This window comes from Bacillus fungorum, assembly GCF_002746455.1.
GTDB classification, from domain to species: Bacteria; Bacillota; Bacilli; order Bacillales; family Bacillaceae_G; genus Bacillus_A; species Bacillus_A fungorum.
The window spans coordinates 60,624-78,670 of record NZ_NWUW01000002.1; the positions used below are offsets into that span (position 1 = coordinate 60,624).

Sequence of the window (18,047 nt, forward strand, 5' to 3'; positions counted from 1 at the left end):
GATATAATTTACAGAAGGTAGTAGAGCCTTGTCTCTATTACCTTTTTCATTGAGTTATTTCATGGCTTGGATGTGATAAAAAATGATTTGTAGTATGACAGGATTTGGAAGGTCGAAAGTAGAAAATGATGCTTTTCAAATTACAGTAGAAATGAAATCGGTGAACCACCGTTTTCTAGAGATGAGTATTCGACTTCCGAAGCAAATGATGGTATTTGAAGACAAAATTCGTAAAATAATTGCACAGCAAGTTCGACGTGGACGTATTGAAGTCTCTATAAGTATAACAGGTGAAGGGCTTGTTGAAAGAAAATTAAGTGTGAATTGGTCGCTTCTTGAGCAGTACCAATCGATTATGGAAGATATAAAAGGAAAATTTCAATTACAAGATTCTATTACACTCGGGCAATTAATGGCAATGCCAGAAGTAACAGCGATTGAAGAAGTAGAAAATGTAAATGAACAATTTGAGAACAGTTTATATGAGGCTGTTCGCCAAGCTGCTCATATGTTAAAAATGATGAGAGATGGCGAAGGAGAACGATTACATAAAGATATAGCGTATCGTTTACAAGAGATTCACAATTGTGTAAATGCAATTATTCCGCATGCACCGATTGTTACACACAAATATCGTGAACGATTAGAAAATCGCTTAAAAGAATTACATAATCAAGATCTAGATGAACAAAGATTGTTAACAGAAGTCGCAATCTTTGCTGAGCGTTGTGATATTCACGAAGAGTTAGTTCGTTTGCAAAGTCATTTAGAGCAATTTCGTGAAACGCTGCAAATTGAAGAGCCTGTTGGACGGAAAATGGATTTCATCGTGCAAGAGATGCATAGAGAAATTAATACGATTGGTTCTAAGGCAAATGACTTAACAATTTCAAAATATGTTGTAGAAATGAAAAATAACCTTGAAAAAATTCGTGAACAAGTACAAAATATTGAGTAGCTTTCAAAAAAATATATAAAGTTATACGTGGTGGAGAAATCGGATAGACTTACTAGGAGGCGCAAACTATGGCCATGCGGTTTTTAAATATTGGATACGGAAATATTGTATCTGCTCATCGAATTATTGCTATTGTAAGTCCGGAGTCAGCTCCTATTAAACGAACAGTACAGGAAGCACGGGAACATAATGCTTTGCTTGATGCTACGTATGGGAGAAAAACAAGGGCGGTTATTGTTATGGATGATGGGCATGTTGTATTAAGTCCAATTCAGCCAGAGACGATTGCACATCGTTTGAATAATAAAGAAGATTTAAGTGAGGAAGGGTAGGTTTTACATATTTATGAGAAGTAGAAGAGGATTGCTCATCGTTCTTTCAGGACCTTCTGGGGTTGGTAAAGGAACGGTTCGAAAAGAGCTGTTTAGCCAGGAGGATACACGTTTTCAATACTCTATTTCAGTAACGACACGTAAGCCACGTGAAGGTGAAGTAGATGGTGTGGATTATTTCTTTAAAGAGAGAGAAGAATTTGAGGAAATGATTCGTAATGAAAAATTACTTGAGTGGGCTGAGTTTGTAGGTAATTATTACGGAACACCGATTGACTATGTTGAAAAAACATTACAAGAAGGAAAAGATGTATTCTTAGAAATTGAAGTGCAAGGAGCAATTCAAGTTAAGAAAGCTTTCCCAGAAGGTGTATTTATTTTCTTAGCACCTCCAAGTTTATCTGAACTAAAGAACCGTATTGTCGGCCGTGGTACAGAAACTGAAGATGTTATTGAAAATCGTTTAACGGTAGCGAAAGAAGAAATCGAAATGATGGACGCTTACGACTATGTTGTAGAAAATGATCAAGTTGAATTAGCTTGTGAAAGAATTAAAGCAATTGTGGTTGGCGAACATTGCCGCCGCGAAAGAGTAGCAAAATATTATAAAGAAATGACGGAGGGTCTATAATTATGTTAAATCCATCAATTGATTCATTATTAACAAAAATCGATTCTAAATATACACTTGTAACAGTAGCTGCAAAACGTGCGCGTGAAATGCAACTTGCTAATAACTGTGTTATCGAACAACCTGTTTCTCATAAATGTGTGGGTAAAGCATTAGAAGAAATCGATGTAGAAGTGTTAAGCTACGTACCAAGCGAAGATAAAGGAATTGAATAAGACTTTGTCTTCGACAAAATAAAACATAGACTTTATAATTTTCTATGTAACGGTAACAACCTATTTACAAGTAGGTTGTTATTTTTTTACGGTAGGGAAGAAATATTGGTACTGATGAGCTGAGAATTTTGTTTCAGTATTATAAGTTTGAAAAAGAAAGAGGACGAGCCATATGCTAAAAGGGAAAAAGATACTTTTATGTGTAACAGGAGGCATTGCGGTCTTTAAGGCGGCTGCGTTAACGAGTAAATTGACACAAGCTGGTGCTATTGTAAAAGTAATGATGAGTGAGTCGGCAATGAAGTTTGTTACACCTCTTACATTCCAAGCACTTTCTCGCCATGATGTATATACGGATACATTCGATGAGAAAGACTCAGCTGTTATTGCTCATATCGATTTAGCAGATTGGGCAGATGTTGTACTTGTTGCACCTGCTACAGCCAATTGTATTGGAAAGTTAGCTAACGGTATTGCAGATGATATGATTACAACTACTTTGTTAGCTACTACAGCCCCAGTGTGGATTGCACCTGCTATGAATGTGCATATGTATGAAAATAAAATTGTTCAAAAAAATATGATCACGTTAAAAACGTTAGGATATACATTTATTGAGCCTGGAGAAGGTTTTTTAGCGTGTGGTTATGTAGCGAAGGGAAGATTAGAAGAACCTGAAGCAATTATTGCACGGTTAGAAGAGGCTTTTTCAGAACAAAAACCATTGCAAGGAAAAAGAATATTAATAACTGCTGGTCCAACTCGTGAAAAGGTTGATCCAGTTCGTTTTATGACCAATTTTTCTTCTGGAAAAATGGGATATGCGATTGCGGAAGTGGCAGCGAACTTAGGTGCTGATGTCATACTTGTTTCGGGACCGACAGCATTAAATCCACCATTACATGTAAATACAGTGCAAGTGGAATCTGCACAAGATATGTTAGAGGCAGTTCTTCAATATTATCAAAACGTAGATGCTGTCATTAAAACAGCAGCAGTTGCAGATTATCGTCCGAAATATGTTCATGATAATAAAATGAAAAAGAAAAATGGCGATGCTGTAATTGAACTCGAGAGAACAGTAGATATTTTAAAAACGTTAGGTGAGATGAAGGACAAACAGTTACTTATCGGTTTTGCGGCTGAAACGACAAACGTAGAGGAATACGCAACGAAAAAATTACGTGAAAAAAATGCGAATATGATTGTTGCGAATGATGTAAAGGCGCAAGGAGCTGGATTTGGTACAGATACGAACATTGTAACAATGTATAGAAAAGATGGAGAAGTTATAGAGTTGCCACTTTTAACGAAGAAAGAGGTTGCTCGTGAAATATTAAAGCAAATTGAAATGATGTTAGAAGATGATTGTCTATGAAATTTGCAAGTGTAATTGTTGATGTACCTGCACGTCAGACAGATCGACCATTTGATTATATTATCCCTAAAAAATGGGAAGATATTGTCCAGACGGGCATGCGTGTAGTAGTTCCATTTGGCCCAAGGAAATTACAAGGTTTTATTATTGGGATCAAAGATTCGGTTGAAGTAGAAAGTAAGAAGTTAAAGGCGATCCATGAAATATTAGATGTAACACCGGTTTTAAACGAGGAATTATTAAAACTTGGACATTGGCTTACAAGTGAAACGTTATGTTATATGATTTCAGCTTTTCAAGTTATGCTTCCAACGGCGATTAAAGCAACGTATAAAAAGCGACTACAACTTCGTAAACAAGAAGAAGTAGCACCTGAACTGCTGGTTTTATTTCAGGACAAAGAAGTGATAGATTGGGAAGCGATTGAGACGCAGCCACATCTATACCGCACGATTCAACAAGAAATTAAAAATGGCACGATTGAAGTTGTTTATCAGGTAAAAGATAAAGTGCAAAAGAAGAAACAAAGAGTCGTTCAACCGGAGTTGCCAGAAGATAAATTAGAATTAGCAGCATTTGAACTGAAAAGTAAAAAACAACAAGATGTACTCTATTATTTTGTGGAAAATTATAAAAGTGTGCCGTTGAAAGTAATAACAGAGGAGTTGCAAATAACAGATGCTCCAATTAAAGCACTTGTTAAAAAGGGGCTAATCTCAGAAAAGTATGTGGAAGTGTATCGAAATCCGTATGACGATGATGATTTTGAACAAACGAAACCATTCCCACTGACGGAGGAACAAAAGCAAGTTATTGCACCGATTTTATCATCAATTACAAATAAAACTTACAATCCATTTTTACTATATGGTGTTACAGGAAGCGGAAAAACAGAAGTATATTTACAATCTATAGCAGCGGTGCTCGAGAAAGGAAAAGAAGCTATTGTGCTTGTTCCTGAAATTGCACTAACGCCTCAGATGGTAGATCGTTTTAAAGGTAGATTTGGCTCGCAAGTTGCGGTTCTTCATAGTGCACTGTCTGTTGGAGAAAAATATGATGAATGGCGAAAGATTTTAAGAAAAGAAGTGAAAGTCGTAGTTGGTGCACGTTCAGCTGTATTTGCTCCTTTTGAAAATTTAGGGATTATTATTATTGATGAGGAACATGAATCGAGCTATAAGCAAGAAGATAATCCGAGGTATCATGCAAGGGATGTAGCTGTGTGGAGGGGACAATATCACAAATGTCCTATCGTTCTTGGTAGTGCAACACCGACACTTGAATCGTTTGCAAGAGCGAAAAAAGGTGTTTATGAATTACTAACGATGGAAAAACGTATGAACGAACAAGCCTTACCGACAGTAAAGATTGTTGATATGCGTGAAGAACTTCGTGATGGGAATCGTTCCATGTTTTCGAAGGCACTACATGAAAAAATAGGAGATCGCTTAGAAAAGAAAGAACAAATGGTGCTCTTTTTAAATAGAAGAGGTCATTCTACATTTGTTATGTGCCGGGATTGCGGGTATGTTGTACAATGTCCGCATTGTGATATCTCGCTGACATATCATAAAATGAACCATCGTTTAAAATGTCATTATTGCAGTTACGAAGAGAATATGCCGACTGCGTGTCCTGCTTGTCAAAGTACATATATTCGTTTCTTTGGTACAGGTACACAAAAGGTAGAAGAGGAAATTACAAAACTATTTCCAGAGGCGCGAGTCATTCGAATGGATGTAGATACGACAAGTCGCAAAGGAATGCATGAAAAATTATTAAAGGCGTTCGGGGAAGAAAAAGCAGATATATTACTTGGAACACAAATGATTGCGAAAGGATTAGATTTTCCGAAAGTAACGCTTGTCGGGGTTTTAACTGCTGATACGATGCTTCATTTACCTGATTTTCGGGCGAGTGAAAAGACTTATCAGTTATTGACGCAAGTAAGTGGACGAGCAGGCAGACATGAATTGCCAGGGGAAGTTATAATTCAAACGTATACGCCAGAACATTACAGTATAGAGTTAGCAAAGAATCAACAATATGATGTGTTTTTTGACCAAGAAATGCAGATGAGACGAACGAGACAATATCCACCTTATTACTATGTTGTACTTGTGACGGTATCTCACCCGGAATTATTAAAGGCAGTACAAGTGACGGAAAAAATTGCCTTGTATTTACGGTCACACTGCACAGAGCAAACAATGGTTTTAGGACCGGTTGCTTCAGCAATTCCAAGGATAAAAGATAGATATCGTTATCAATGCATGATAAAATACAAACGGGAACCAAACTTAAAGAACGTGCTCAAAATGGTAAATGAACATTATCAAGCAGAAATGCAAAAAGAGCTACAAATCTCAATTGATTTTAATCCAACAATGTTAATGTAGCGGAGGGAAATATGGCAGTTTTAGAAATAGTAAAGCATCCAAATGAAGTGTTAGAAACACCGTGTGAAAGAGTAATTAACTTTGATAAAAAGTTAGTGAAATTGTTGAAAGATATGCATGAAACAATGTTAATTGCGGACGGAGTCGGTTTAGCTGCGCCTCAAGTAGGTGTAAGCTTGCAAGTGGCGGTAGTTGATATCGGTGATGATACTGGGAAAATCGAGTTGATCAATCCATCGATACTAGAAAAACGTGGTGAACAAGTAGGTCCCGAAGGCTGCTTAAGCTTCCCGGGACTTTATGGTGAAGTGGAACGTGCGGATTATATTAAAGTACGTGCGCAAAATCGCCGAGGTAAAGTGTTTTTACTAGAAGCAGAAGGATTTTTAGCGCGTGCAATTCAACATGAAATCGATCATTTACACGGTGTGTTATTTACATCGAAAGTGACAAGATATTATGAGGAAAACGAATTAGAATAGGTAAGAAAAGGAGCGGTTTTTAAATGATAAAAGTAGTATTTATGGGAACACCGGACTTTTCAGTGCCGGTGCTTCGTCGTCTTATTGAAGATGGCTATGATGTAATAGGGGTTGTGACACAACCAGATCGTCCGGTAGGGAGAAAAAAAGTATTAACACCTACACCTGTTAAAGTTGAAGCAGAAAAACATGGTATTCCGGTGTTACAACCGTTAAGAATTCGTGAAAAAGACGAATATGAAAAAGTATTGGCATTAGAGCCAGATTTAATTGTAACAGCTGCGTTCGGTCAGATTGTACCAAATGAAATTTTAGAAGCACCGAAGTACGGATGTATTAACGTCCACGCTTCTTTACTTCCTGAACTTCGTGGTGGTGCACCAATACATTATGCAATTATGGAAGGTAAAGAAAAAACAGGTATTACAATTATGTATATGGTAGAGAAATTGGATGCTGGTGATATCTTAACGCAAGTAGAAGTGGAGATTGAAGAGCGTGAAACGACAGGCTCGTTATTCGATAAGCTAAGTGAAGCAGGGGCACACCTTCTATCTAAAACAGTACCTTTATTAATTCAGGGTAAGTTAGAGCCAATTAAACAAAACGAAGAAGAAGTAACGTTTGCATATAATATAAAACGTGAGCAAGAGAAAATTGATTGGACAAAAACAGGTGAAGAAGTATACAATCACATTCGCGGATTGAATCCATGGCCAGTTGCTTATACAACATTAGCAGGACAAGTTGTTAAAGTATGGTGGGGAGAAAAAGTACCTGTAACCGAAGCGGCTGAAGCAGGTACGATTGTTGCGGTTGAAGAAGATGGCTTTGTTGTAGCAACTGGTAATGAAACGGGTGTTAAAATTACTGAATTGCAACCGTCTGGTAAAAAGCGTATGAGTTGTTCGCAATTTTTACGTGGCACAAAACCTGAAATTGGAACGAAGTTAGGAGAAAATGCATGAGACAAAATGTTCGTGAATTAGCTCTTGATGGTTTAATTCAAGTAGAAAAAAGTGGTGCATACAGTAATTTACTTTTAAATAATCTAATTGAAAAAAGTACAATTGATAGAAAAGATATTGGCTTATTAACTGAAATTGTATATGGAACGATTCAACGTCGTGACACATTAGATTATTATTTACAACCTTTTTTAAAAAAGAAGGTTGAGGCGTGGGTAAGAGTATTGCTTCGCTTATCTTTATATCAAATGATTTATTTAGACCGAGTGCCCGAAAGAGCGGCAATTCACGAAGCGGTTGAGATTGCAAAACGTCGCGGGCATAAAGGAATTGCTGGTATGGTGAACGGTGTATTACGTTCGATTCAAAGAGAAGGTGTACCTTCTGTAGATGAAATCAAGGATCCAGTAGAACGTCTGGCAATTGCAACAAGTCATCCAGTTTGGCTTGTCCAAGAGTGGACTTCAGAATATGGTTTAGAGACTGCAGAGAAAATGTGTGAAGTGAACATGTTACCACCTGTACCAACAGCGCGTGTAAATGTTGATAAAATAACAGTAGAAGAAGCAATTGAGTTGTTGGCTAGTGAGGGTATAGAAGCGAAGCGTGGCGATTTGTCAGATGATGCAATTCAAATCGAAAGAGGGAATGTCGCGCATACAGATGCGTTCAAAAAAGGTTTTCTTTCTATTCAAGATGAAAGTTCTATGCTGGTAGCACGCGCTTTAGAGCCGAATGAGGGAGATGTAGTTCTTGATAGTTGTGCTGCTCCGGGCGGAAAAACAACGCACATTGCAGAGCGATTAAAAGGAACTGGTCAAGTCATGTCCCTTGATTTACATGCACACAAAGTACGTTTAATTAAACAACAAGCAGAGCGACTTGGGCTAGAAAATGTCGAAACAAAAGCACTAGATGCTAGAAAAGTGCAAGAACACTTTGCGGATGAAACGTTTGATAAAATATTAGTGGATGCACCATGTTCTGGATTTGGTGTAATTAGACGTAAACCTGATATTAAGTTAGGTAAAGATAAAGGCGATAGTGAAAGATTGTCAACGATTCAATTTGCAATACTAGAAAAAATCGCACCGTTATTGAAACAAGGTGGTCGACTTGTTTATAGTACGTGCACAATTGAGAAAATAGAAAATGAACAAGTAATAGAGCGATTTTTACAAGAGCATCCTGAGTTTGAGTGGGATACTACGATAAAAGAGCGTATGCCAGAAAAGCTAAGTACGTATATTGATGAAGGTCAAGTACAAATTTTACCGCATTATTTTGCAACAGATGGCTTTTATATTGCTTGTTTAAGGAAGAAGGTGTAGCATCGTGGAAACGACTGTGAGAAAACAAAAGAAAAATTTAGAAACGAAAAAACCATCAATTTACTCTTTACAACTTCATGAAATGCAAGATTGGTTAAAGGAACAAGGAGAACCAAAGTTCCGTGCTGGACAAATTTTTGACTGGTTATATAAAAAACGTGTAAAAAATTATGAGGATATGTCAAACCTTTCTAAAGGATTGCGTGATAAATTGTCGAATTCCTTTGATATTACTACTTTAAACACGTTAGTAAAACAAACGTCTTCGGATGGAACAATTAAATTCTTATTCCAATTATATGATGGGTATTCTATTGAAACAGTATTAATGCGACATGAATATGGAAATTCCATTTGTGTAACAACACAAGTAGGTTGTCGTATCGGTTGTACGTTCTGTGCTTCGACGCTTGGTGGTTTAAAGCGAAACCTAGAAGCTGGAGAAATTGTAGCGCAAGTAGTAGAAGTGCAGCGTGCACTTGATGAATCAGAAGAACGTGTAAGTTCTCTTGTTGTTATGGGAATTGGAGAACCATTTGATAACTACGATAATTTAATGGGATTCTTACGCATCATTAACCATGAAAAAGGACTTCATATTGGGGCGAGACATATGACAGTTTCGACTAGTGGAATTATCCCGAAAATTTATAAGTTCGCTGAAGAAGACTTACAAATTAATTTTGCGATTTCATTGCATGCTCCAAACTCAGAATTACGTTCAAAATTAATGCCGATTAACCGTGCTTATAAGTTGCCTGATTTAATGGAAGCTATTAAATACTACGTAAATAGAACAGGGCGTCGTATTACTTTTGAATATGGACTATTTGGAGGAGAAAATGACCAAGTTGAGCACGCTGAAGAGCTTGCTGCGCTCTTAAAAGGTGTAAAATGTCATGTGAACTTAATTCCGGTAAACTACGTACCTGAACGTGATTATGTACGTACGCCACGTGAACAAATTTTCTTATTTGAAAAAACGTTAAAAGATCGTGGAGTAAATGTAACGATTCGCCGTGAACAAGGTCATGATATTGATGCAGCCTGCGGTCAGTTGCGTGCGAAGGAGCGCAAAGAAGAGACGAGGTGACGAGATGAAAGCCGTGTTTCTATCAGATAAAGGAAAAGTTCGTCAACATAATGAAGATAGTGCAGGAGTTTTTCACAATTTAGATGGAAATATTTTAGCGGTAGTAGCAGATGGAATGGGAGGTCATCGAGCTGGTGATGTAGCTAGCTCGATGACCATTCAATTATTCCATGATTATTGGAAGCAAACGCATAATATGAATGAGCCAAAAAAAGTGGAAGAGTGGTTACATACTAGTGTTGGGATTATTAATGAGCGTTTATTTGAGTACTCTAAGCAACATGTAGAATGTAATGGCATGGGAACAACACTTATAATAGCGATTTGTACGCCAAACTTTGTGACAATAGGTCATATAGGAGATAGTCGTTGTTATATGCTATCAGAGGGGACAATCTCGCTTGTAACGGAAGATCACTCACTTGTAAATGAACTTGTGAGACATGGTGAAATTTCAAAAGAAGACGCAGAGTATCACCCGAAAAAGAATGTTTTGTTAAGGGCGTTAGGAACAGAAGAAAAAGTTGGATTGGATGTTAAAACATTGGTGCTAGAGGAAGATGATCAGTTACTTCTTTGCTCTGATGGATTATCTAACAAAGTTTCTATTGCTGATATGCAACAAATTTTACAGGTAAATGAACAGCTAGAAACTAAGGGGCAACGTCTCATTCAATTGGCGAATGATCGTGGTGGGGAAGATAATATCACCCTTGTTCTTATTGATTATGCGGGTTCGACAAACGAAAGTAGGTGAAGTGCAACGTGCTGATTGGAAAACGCTTAAATGACCGTTATAAGCTACTGAAAATGATTGGTGGCGGTGGAATGGCCAATGTGTATTTAGCTCATGATGATATACTAGGCCGGGATGTAGCGGTAAAAATATTAAGACTCGACTATTCAAATAACGAAGAGTTTATTAAACGTTTCCATCGAGAAGCGCAGTCTGTTACAACGTTGTCGCATCCAAATATTGTGAATATGTATGATGTCGGAGAAGAAGATGGTATATATTATCTTGTAATGGAGTATGTACCAGGACAAACATTGAAGCAATACATAATTGAGCGAGGGATGTTACCGATAGGAGAAGCTCTTGATATTATGGAGCAGTTAACATCCGCCATGGCACACGCCCATCATTTTGAAATTGTGCACCGTGATATTAAACCGCACAATATTTTAATTCGAGCTGATGGAATAATAAAAGTAACAGATTTTGGAATTGCGACAGCTACAAGTGCAACAACAATTACACATACAAATTCAGTACTCGGTTCGGTGCATTACTTATCACCAGAACAAGCGCGCGGTGGGATAGCAAATAAACAATCAGATATTTATTCCCTAGGGATTGTTATGTTTGAGTTGTTAACAGGAAGACAACCGTTTTCTGGCGAATCTGCTGTTGCTATAGCTTTAAAACATTTACAAAGTGAAATTCCGTCTCCAAAAAGATGGAATGAAAATATTCCGCAAAGTGTCGAAAATATTATATTAAAGGCAACTGCAAAAGATCCGTTTCATCGGTATCAATCTGCCAATGCGATGAAACGCGATATTGAAACTGCACTATATCCAGAGAGGATAAATGAGCAGCCATTTTACATACCGGAAGATATGGAAGCGACAAAAGCGATTCCGATTATTCAACAAGAACAATTATTCGAAAATGTAACTGATGAAACAATTGTTTTAAAAGGAAGTAAAGTGGATGAACAGACAAGAAAAGAAGAAACGGATTTAAATAAGAAGAAAAAACGAAGTAATAAATGGCTCAAAATTTTAATTACAACATTTTTACTTTTAGCGATTGGAATAACGTTAGCGCTTACTGTTATTCCGGGATTCTTTATTCCAAAAGATGTAAAAGTCCCTGATGTGGCTGGTATGAAGTATACGACAGCAGTAAATACATTAGTTGAAAAGGGTTTTGAGATTACGGAACCTAACATTGTATATACAGATGATGTTGAAGTCGGTGATGTGATAAAAACAGACCCTGTGGCAGGAAGAGTCGTGAAAGAAAATTCTAAAATTACTATCTATCAATCAGGTGGAAAAAAGAAAAGTAAGATGAGTGATCTTACAGGAAAAGATTTTGAGAGTGTAAGGACTGAATTAGAAGAAAAATATAAACAAGTTACAATAAATTATATTGAAAATGATAGACCAAAAGGTGAAATCGTAGAGCAAATCCCGACGCCTGATCAAATGGTAGTAGAGGCGGAACAAGAACTGAAAATTTGGGTAAGTAAAGGTCCTTATCAAATTAGATCTGGTGATTTTTCAGGATGGACTGAAAATAGCGTAAATGGTTATTTGAATGAGAGAAAACTAACTCCAGATATAAAAAGAGAGTATTCCGATACTGTTGATAAAGGACTTGTAATGTCTCAATCTCCAAAACCAGGAACGCCGTTAAAAGAAGGTGATAAGGTGACGATTATCATCTCAGAGGGTCCTAAGCCGAAAGTAACGAAAACAGTGAAAGTGGATAATATTTCCATTCCGTATGAATCTTCTATAATAGGTGAGAAAAAACCGCAAACGATAGAAATTTATAAAGAAGATATGCAACAAAAAATGGATAGACCAATTGAAACTAGAACAATTTCAGAGTCGGCAACTATTTCATTAGAATTTGTAATTCAAGAAGGTACAAAAGGACACTATAAAATTGTACGAGATGGTGTAACGATTATCGATAAAGAAGTACCATATCCAACTCAATAATAATGAATTCCATCTTCTTCCAGAGAGGATGGAATGTATTACTCTTGCCTGTTATGCTGTCTACATATAGTGGATTGTATAACAGGCAAAAATATATGATTCAAAAAGCTATAAAAGTGATACTGTTATAAATAATATTTTAAATTTGATGGTAGATTAAATATATTAAATTGTATATATGACGGGTTTTGAAATCATTATTTAAAATTCAATATTAATTACAGCTTCACTTTATACAAAATAAAGGAGAATTATATGCCAGAAGGAAAAATTGTAAAAGCTCTAAGTGGGTTTTATTATGTGCAGCATGAAGAAGGGATTACACAATGTCGTGGGCGTGGTGTGTTTAGAAAAAATAAAATTACACCACTGGTAGGAGATCAGGTTGTCTTTCAAGCTGATAATCCAAGTGAAGGATATGTGCTTGAAGTATTTGATCGGAAAAATGAACTTGTTAGGCCTCCTATTGCTAATGTTGATCAAGCAATTCTTGTTTTCTCTGCAGTAGAACCAGATTTTAATCCAGGACTGTTAGATCGATTTTTAGTGCTGATTGAATATCATAACATTAAGCCGATTATTTGCATTAGTAAGATGGATTTAGTGGATGAAAAAATGAAAGTGACTGTTGAATCTTATGCAAATGACTATCGTGAGATGGGATATGATGTATTATTTACTTCTATAAATACATCGGAAAGTATTGATATTTTAAAACCATTCTTAGAAGGTTGTGTTTCTGTCGTTGCAGGGCAATCTGGTGTTGGGAAATCTTCCATGCTTAACGTTTTACGTCCAGAGTTAGAACTGAAAACGAATGATATTTCCTCGCATTTAGGGCGCGGGAAACATACGACAAGACACGTAGAATTAATTGCGATTGGAAGCGGACTAGTTGCAGATACACCTGGTTTTAGTTCACTTGATTTCATAGATATAGAAGTAGAAGATCTTACATATTGTTTTCCAGAGTTGAAAGAAGCGAGCCAATACTGTAAATTTAGAGGGTGTACACATCTTTCTGAACCGAAATGTGCTGTGAAGGCAGCGGTTGAAGAGGGGAAGATTACAGAATATCGTTATAAGAATTACAAACAATTCGTAGAAGAAATTAGAGAGAGAAAGCCGAGGTATTAGTTATGATTAAAATTGCACCATCGATCTTATCAGCAGATTTTTCAAAACTAGGGGAAGAAATTAAAGATGTAGAAAAAGGCGGAGCGGATTACATTCACGTCGATGTAATGGATGGACATTTCGTGCCAAATATTACGATTGGACCATTAATTGTAGAAGCGATCCGTCCGATTACATCGTTACCATTAGATGTACATTTAATGATTGAAAATCCTGATAACTATATCCCAACTTTCGCAAAAGCGGGAGCGGATATTATTACTGTTCATGTAGAGGCGTGCCCTCATTTACATCGTACAATTCAGTTAATTAAATCTCATGGTATTAAAGCGGGAGTTGTATTAAATCCGCATACGCCAGTTTCAGTGATTGAACATGTATTAGAAGATATCGATATGGTATTACTTATGACAGTAAATCCTGGATTTGGTGGACAGAAATTTATCCATTCTGTATTACCGAAAATTAAACAAGTTGCAGAAATGGTTAAAGAGCGCAATCTAGAAGTAGAAATTGAAGTTGATGGTGGTGTAAACGCTGAAACAGCACGACTTTGTGTAGAAGCAGGAGCAAATGTACTTGTAGCTGGATCAGCAGTATACAATCAAAAAGACCGCGGTGAAGCAATTCGTATCATTCGTGGATAATGAATGAACGAGTCTTTATCCCAGTGAATTTTCTAGTGTAGTAAGTTTTCACTATGTATAAAGGATAGAGAAAAAATATGTAAAAAGGCAATCTACCGAATGGCAGATTGCCTTTTTACAATAGAAGGGGAAGAAAACATGATTATTCATATTTTAGCGGGAGGACCTGCGGAATATTTAGTAGATTTTTCTCGATATGAAAATGAGAACGTAGTGTGGGCGGCAGTTGATAGAGGAGTATATCGTTTATTAAAAAGAGGAATTACTCCAGCTGTTGCGTTTGGAGATTACGATTCGGTTACTGAAGAGGAATTAGTATGGATGGGACAACAAACAAATGAGTTACATATTGTTCCTCGTGAAAAAGATCAAACAGATTTAGAAATTGCGATTAACTGGGCGTTAGAACAAAATCCGAAATTAATTCGTATTTTTGGTGCTACCGGCGGAAGGTTGGATCACGGTTTAGCGAATATACAGATGCTTTTAAAAGGGTTAGAAGTAGGAATAGAAATGTGTATTGTAGACAATAAAAATGAAATAAGCGTGAAAAAAGTGGGTACACATATAATTGAAGAAAATAAAAATTTCCCTTATGTATCTTTTGTACCGGTTACTGAAATAGTGGAAGGGATTACATTACTTGGTTTTAAGTATCCTCTAACTAATAAAACAATAGAATGGGGATCAACACTTTGTATTAGTAATGAACTCGTTGAGGAAAAAGGTACTTTTTCATTTACTTCTGGCATATTAATGGTGATAAGAAGCACTGATTGAAGAAACAATTTTGCTCCTTACATCATATAGTGAACAAGTGGAGTAATGGGGATTAGGAGGGAAACCATGAGATTTTATACAATTAAGTTACCTAAATTTCTTGGTGGAATTGTTCGTGCCATGTTAAATACCTTCAAAAAAGATTAAAAAAAGCACCTATTACCGGTGCTTTTTTCATTAGTATAGTAAAAAAAGAGCCTAGCGGCTCTTTTTTTTATTATTAAACACGTTCGATTTTGCCAGATTTTAATGCTCTAGCAGAAACGTAAACACGTTGAACTTTTCCGTCAATGCGTACGCGAACTTTTTGAAGGTTAGCGCCCCACTTACGTTTTGTAGCGTTCATTGCGTGAGAACGAGAGTTACCAGAACGAGCTTTTCTTCCAGTAATAGCACAAACACGAGCCATTTATATTTCCCTCCCTTGATACCTTACCATACGTAATTTTTCAATGTTAGTCTTTTATGCGATGCTAAAAACACTACTATAATTTAACACAACTAAAAAGAGAATGCAACACTGTAGAAAAAAGAAATCAAGAAAAATTACTTGACACTATATGCCAATGAAGAAAAGTTGAAATCAAGAAAAATTGCTTGACATATTATAGTGGTACATGTTGTATAATAACAATGGACTATTTTGCTCATCATAAAAAATGTGATTTAAAACATAAAATATGAGAGTGAAAAGAAAGAACGATGGAATTTTCTTTAAAAAGATTATATGATAGTAACTAAAGTAGTCTAACTCACTTTCACCATTTATGAAGGGGGAAAACGAGATGTCAATTGAAATTAAAACGAAGTACGGTCAAATTGATATTAGTACAGATGTAATTGCAACAATTGCTGGAGGTGCCGCGGTAGATTGCTACGGTATCGTAGGTATGGCATCAAAAAATCAGTTAAAAGATGGATTAACAGACATTTTACGAAAAGAAAACTTCACTAGAGGTGTTATTGTTCGTAAAGATGAAGATGAAGTACATATTGATATGTATATTATTGTGAGCTATGGTACGAAAATTTCAGAAGTAGCACATAACGTGCAGACGAAAGTGAAATATACATTAGATCAAACTGTAGGACTAGCAGTAGATTCTGTAAACATCTACGTACAAGGAGTTAAAGTAATAAACTTGTAATGTGCATTAAGGAGGAAAATCTGTGTCAATTCAAAAAATTGATGGAAAACGTTTATCACAAATGATCATTCAAGGAGCGAATAATTTAACAAATAATGTTCAGCTTGTTGATGCATTAAACGTATTTCCAGTTCCAGATGGCGATACCGGTACAAACATGAACTTATCCATGACTTCAGGCGCACGTGAAGTGAAAGCAAATCCTTCACAACATGCTGGTAAAGTCGGCGTAAGTTTAGCCAAAGGATTATTAATGGGAGCTCGTGGTAACTCTGGAGTTATTTTATCTCAGTTGTTCCGTGGTTTCTCGAAATCCATTGAACAAAAAGAAGAATTAACAACAGTTGATTTTGCTGCAGCTTTAGAGGCTGGAGTAGAGGCGGCTTACAAAGCGGTTATGAAACCGATTGAAGGAACGATTTTAACGGTTGCTAGAGAAACGGGGAAATATGCAGTAACAGTTGCGAAAAAACAGCGCGACTTTGTTTTGTTTATGGAAGACGTTGTGAAAGAAGCAAATGCATCGTTAAATCGTACGCCAGATTTATTACCTGTATTAAAACAAGTTGGCGTTGTAGATAGCGGTGGTAAAGGTCTTGTTGTTGTATACGAAGGATTTTTAGCTGACTTAAAAGGAGAAACAATTTCTTCTGATGCGCCGATGCAACCATCTATGAATGAAATGGTGCGCGCAGAACATCACCGTAGTGTACAAAGCCAATTGAGTACAGAAGATATTAAGTATGGATATTGTACGGAGTTCATGGTGAAATTAGAGGATGAAAAAGTGAAAGAACATAATTTCTCTGAACAAAAATTCCGTGAAGATATTAGTGTATATGGTGATTCTCTACTAGTTGTATCTGATGATGAAATTGTAAAAGTTCATATCCATGCAGAGCATCCTGGAGACGCTATGAACTATGGACAGCGTTACGGTAGTCTAATCAAAATTAAAGTAGAGAATATGCGTGAACAGCATACTGCTTTATTAGATGAGCCTGCTATGATGCCTGAGCCAACTAGCCAGTCTAAAGAGAAACAACCGTATGGTATCGTAACTGTAGCTATGGGATCTGGTATCAAAACTTTATTTGAGAGCATTGGCGCGACGAAAGTTATCGAAGGTGGCCAAACGATGAATCCAAGTACGGAGGATATTGTGAAGGCGATTGAAGAAGCGAATGCCGAAAAAATCATTATTTTACCGAACAACGGGAATATTGTGATGGCAGCAGAACAAGCAGCATCAGTTGTGGATCAAGAAGTAATTGTAGTTCGTTCAAAAACAGTTCCTCAAGGTATGGCTGCAATGTTAGCGTTTAATCCAGTTGGAACGTTAGAAGAGAATGAAGAAAACATGAAAGAAGCTTTATCTCATGTGAAAACTGGTCAAATTACGTATGCTGTACGTGATACGGAAATTGATGGTGTAGCAATTCAAAAAGATGATTTCATGTGTATCGCAGATGGGAAAATCGTATCAACAAATGCTGAAAAAGTAGGAGCTGCGAAGCAATTACTAGAAGCACTTATTGATGAAGATTCTGAAATCGTAACGATTCTACAAGGTGAAGATGCAACTGACGAAGAAGTAGCTGCGCTAGTTGAATTTGTAGAAGAGAATTTTGAAGATGCAGAAGTAGAAGTACATGCTGGAAACCAACCAGTGTATTCTTTCATCTTCTCTGTAGAATAAGAAAAAATTCATTTTGGAAATGAATGGATTACTCACTTGCTAATGGATAAGAAGTAGTAATATGAAGTTTATTACTAGTTTTTATTCAAAAGGCTAGCATATTGAAG

19 protein-coding genes are annotated in these 18,047 nt (G+C 36.6%); 18 read left to right on the forward strand and 1 reads right to left on the reverse strand.

Going from position 1 to position 18,047, the window contains the following annotated elements:
• The first annotated feature begins 82 nt into the window (after positions 1-82).
• The 16 genes from CO726_RS03090 to spoVM all read left to right on the forward strand — a co-directional run bounded on the left by CO726_RS03090 (position 83) and on the right by spoVM (position 15,240).
• On the forward strand, positions 83-958 hold the full coding sequence (locus CO726_RS03090) for a YicC/YloC family endoribonuclease (RefSeq protein WP_098758256.1): 876 nt from the start codon (positions 83-85) through the stop codon (positions 956-958).
• A 68-nt stretch (positions 959-1,026) separates the two neighbouring features.
• Positions 1,027-1,290: an extracellular matrix/biofilm regulator RemA gene (gene remA / locus CO726_RS03095; RefSeq protein ID WP_001251456.1), complete on the forward strand. Its 264-nt coding sequence runs from the start codon at positions 1,027-1,029 to the stop codon at positions 1,288-1,290.
• A gap of 13 nt (positions 1,291-1,303) precedes the next feature.
• Positions 1,304-1,921 (forward strand): guanylate kinase, encoded by a 618-nt coding sequence (gmk, locus tag CO726_RS03100; protein WP_099683277.1) that lies wholly within the window; start codon positions 1,304-1,306, stop codon positions 1,919-1,921.
• 2 nt (positions 1,922-1,923) lie between these two features.
• Positions 1,924-2,136, forward strand: a complete 213-nt coding sequence (gene rpoZ / locus CO726_RS03105; protein ID WP_098758257.1) for a DNA-directed RNA polymerase subunit omega — start codon at positions 1,924-1,926, stop codon at positions 2,134-2,136.
• A gap of 172 nt (positions 2,137-2,308) precedes the next feature.
• On the forward strand, positions 2,309-3,514 hold the full coding sequence (coaBC, locus tag CO726_RS03110) for a bifunctional phosphopantothenoylcysteine decarboxylase/phosphopantothenate--cysteine ligase CoaBC (protein ID WP_098758258.1): 1,206 nt from the start codon (positions 2,309-2,311) through the stop codon (positions 3,512-3,514).
• Entirely contained in the window at positions 3,511-5,916 is a 2,406-nt protein-coding gene (gene priA, locus CO726_RS03115; protein ID WP_099683278.1) for a primosomal protein N', read from the forward strand. Before coaBC ends, priA begins: the two co-directional genes overlap by 4 nt.
• An 11-nt stretch (positions 5,917-5,927) precedes the next feature.
• The gene (gene def / locus CO726_RS03120; RefSeq protein WP_000279468.1) at positions 5,928-6,398 is read left to right on the forward strand and encodes a peptide deformylase; all 471 of its coding nucleotides are present in this window, start codon (positions 5,928-5,930) and stop codon (positions 6,396-6,398) included.
• Between the two features lie 23 nt (positions 6,399-6,421).
• Complete coding sequence (gene fmt, locus CO726_RS03125; RefSeq protein ID WP_099683279.1) at positions 6,422-7,366, forward strand: methionyl-tRNA formyltransferase; 945 nt, start codon at positions 6,422-6,424, stop codon at positions 7,364-7,366.
• On the forward strand, positions 7,363-8,697 hold the full coding sequence (gene rsmB / locus CO726_RS03130) for a 16S rRNA (cytosine(967)-C(5))-methyltransferase RsmB (protein WP_099683280.1): 1,335 nt from the start codon (positions 7,363-7,365) through the stop codon (positions 8,695-8,697). Before fmt ends, rsmB begins: the two co-directional genes overlap by 4 nt.
• Before the next feature lie 4 nt (positions 8,698-8,701).
• Positions 8,702-9,790 (forward strand): dual-specificity RNA methyltransferase RlmN, encoded by a 1,089-nt coding sequence (rlmN, locus tag CO726_RS03135; protein WP_001978968.1) that lies wholly within the window; start codon positions 8,702-8,704, stop codon positions 9,788-9,790.
• Between the two features lie 4 nt (positions 9,791-9,794).
• Positions 9,795-10,547: a Stp1/IreP family PP2C-type Ser/Thr phosphatase gene (locus CO726_RS03140; protein WP_099683281.1), complete on the forward strand. Its 753-nt coding sequence runs from the start codon at positions 9,795-9,797 to the stop codon at positions 10,545-10,547.
• A gap of 8 nt (positions 10,548-10,555) precedes the next feature.
• Positions 10,556-12,529, forward strand: coding sequence for a serine/threonine protein kinase PrkC (gene prkC / locus CO726_RS03145; RefSeq protein WP_099683282.1), 1,974 nt, complete (start codon positions 10,556-10,558; stop codon positions 12,527-12,529).
• Between the two features lie 255 nt (positions 12,530-12,784).
• Complete coding sequence (rsgA, locus tag CO726_RS03150) at positions 12,785-13,666, forward strand: ribosome small subunit-dependent GTPase A (RefSeq protein ID WP_098758264.1); 882 nt, start codon at positions 12,785-12,787, stop codon at positions 13,664-13,666.
• Positions 13,667-13,668: 2 nt separating this feature from the next.
• Complete coding sequence (rpe, locus tag CO726_RS03155) at positions 13,669-14,313, forward strand: ribulose-phosphate 3-epimerase (RefSeq protein ID WP_000589965.1); 645 nt, start codon at positions 13,669-13,671, stop codon at positions 14,311-14,313.
• Between the two features lie 99 nt (positions 14,314-14,412).
• Positions 14,413-15,093, forward strand: coding sequence for a thiamine diphosphokinase (locus tag CO726_RS03160; protein WP_136699341.1), 681 nt, complete (start codon positions 14,413-14,415; stop codon positions 15,091-15,093).
• 66 nt (positions 15,094-15,159) lie between these two features.
• On the forward strand, positions 15,160-15,240 hold the full coding sequence (spoVM, locus tag CO726_RS03165; protein WP_001213599.1) for a stage V sporulation protein SpoVM: 81 nt from the start codon (positions 15,160-15,162) through the stop codon (positions 15,238-15,240).
• A 73-nt stretch (positions 15,241-15,313) separates the two neighbouring features.
• On the opposite strand, the gene rpmB is transcribed toward spoVM, so the two are convergent.
• Entirely contained in the window at positions 15,314-15,502 is a 189-nt protein-coding gene (gene rpmB, locus CO726_RS03170) for a 50S ribosomal protein L28 (RefSeq protein ID WP_000124776.1), read from the reverse strand.
• Positions 15,503-15,878: 376 nt separating this feature from the next.
• Here rpmB and CO726_RS03175 point away from each other — a divergent pair, with 376 nt between their 5' ends.
• On the forward strand, positions 15,879-16,241 hold the full coding sequence (locus tag CO726_RS03175; protein WP_000021109.1) for an Asp23/Gls24 family envelope stress response protein: 363 nt from the start codon (positions 15,879-15,881) through the stop codon (positions 16,239-16,241).
• Between the two features lie 22 nt (positions 16,242-16,263).
• Complete coding sequence (locus tag CO726_RS03180) at positions 16,264-17,940, forward strand: DAK2 domain-containing protein (RefSeq protein WP_098758266.1); 1,677 nt, start codon at positions 16,264-16,266, stop codon at positions 17,938-17,940.
• The last annotated feature ends 107 nt before the right edge of the window (positions 17,941-18,047 follow it).